A 1,652-nucleotide genomic window follows, 5' to 3' on the forward strand; every position below is an offset into this window, starting at 1 on the left:
TGGTAACTCACTGCTGGCGACGCAGGTGGCGGCGCGGATCGGTGCGGCGTTGGATACTCGGGTCCCGGTCCGCACCATCTTCGAAGCCTCCACCGTCGCCGGGCTCGCGGTGAAGGTCGAGCAGCACGCGGGCACCGGCGGACGTAAGGCTCTGGTGGCCGGTCCGCGTCCGGACCGCATTCCGTTGTCGCTGGCGCAGCAGCGCATGTGGTTCCTCAACCAGTTCGATCCGGCCTCATCGGTTTACAACATCCCGGCCGCCATCCGCCTCACCGGTGACCTGGACGTCCTGGCCCTGCGACAGGCGGTCGCGGATCTGGTGGCGCGCCACGAAATCCTGCGCACCATCTACCCGCAGACGCCCGACGGCCCGGTACAGCAGGTGCTGACGGCAGACCAGGTGCCGATCGAGCTCACGCCCACGCGAGTCGACGCGGCCGAATCGGTCGCTGTGGTGACCAGCGTCGTCAGCGCCGGGTTCGAGGTCACCACCGAGGTGCCGTTCCGGGTCGCGCTGTTCGAGATCGCGTCCGCGAGCGCGGAGGACCCCACCGAGCACGTGCTGGTCTTCGTCGCGCACCACATCAGCTCCGACGGCTGGTCGATGGGCCCGCTGACCAGGGATCTGGTCCTGGCCTACGAGGCGCGCAGCAGGGGCGAGGCCCCGGCCATTGCTCCGCTGCCGGTGCAGTACGCCGACTACAGTCTCTGGCAGCGGGAGGTGCTCGGCTCCGAGGACGACCCGCAGAGCTTGATCGCGCAACAGGCCGCGTACTGGCGGGACGCGCTCGCCGCCCTGCCGGACGAACTGCCGCTGCCGACCGACCGGCCTCGGCCCGCCCGGGCGTCCTATCGCGGCGGCAGCTTCGCCTTCGATATCGACGCCGACCTGCACTCCGGGCTCGAAAACCTTGCCCAGCAATACAATTCGACCCTGTTCATGGTGGTGCACGCCGCGCTCGCGGTGTTGCTGGCCCGGCTGTCGGGCACCTCGGACATCGCCATCGGCACGCCGGTGGCAGGCCGCGGCGAGGCCGAACTCGATGATCTGATCGGCATGTTCGTCAACACCCTGGTGCTGCGCACCGAGGTCGAGCCGGGCACGTCGTTCGAAACACTGCTGGCCGAGGTCCGCGAGACCGACGTAGCCGCATTCGGTCACGCCGATCTGCCGTTCGAGCGACTGGTCGAGTTGCTCGACCCGGTCCGTTCCGCGGCGCGGCATCCGCTGTTCCAGGTGATGCTGGTACTGCAGAACCTGGCTCCCGCGACGCTCGAGTTGCCCGGGCTCACCGTGTCCGGCATCGATCCGGACGTGTCGGCGGCCAAGTTCGATCTGCAGATCACCCTGGTCGAACAGTCGGGCGCACCGGGCCTCTCGGTGGTGATCGGCTACGCGACCGACCTGTTCGACGAATTGACAGTGCGAAACTTCGCAAGCCGCTTCCGCCGTGTCCTGACGGCGGTCGCGGCCGATGCCACCACCCCGGTCGGCGACATCGATGTGCTCGCGCCCGGCGAACGCGAGCAGGTCCTGAACGCATGGAATGTGCCGGGGGCCTGGGTTCCCGGCGCGACCCTGCCGGATGTGATCGCCGAGCAGGCGTGGTCGCGTCCGGACGCGGTCGCGGTCCGCTGCGGTGCGGCCAGCT

1 protein-coding gene is annotated in these 1,652 nt (G+C 69.1%); it reads left to right on the forward strand.

Annotation, left to right across the window (positions count from 1 at the left end):
* Positions 1–1,652, forward strand: a 1,652-nt coding sequence (locus ACT89H_RS29320; RefSeq protein WP_445111907.1) for a condensation domain-containing protein, incomplete at both ends; no start/stop codon positions are given.

The organism is Nocardia aegles (assembly GCF_052545135.1).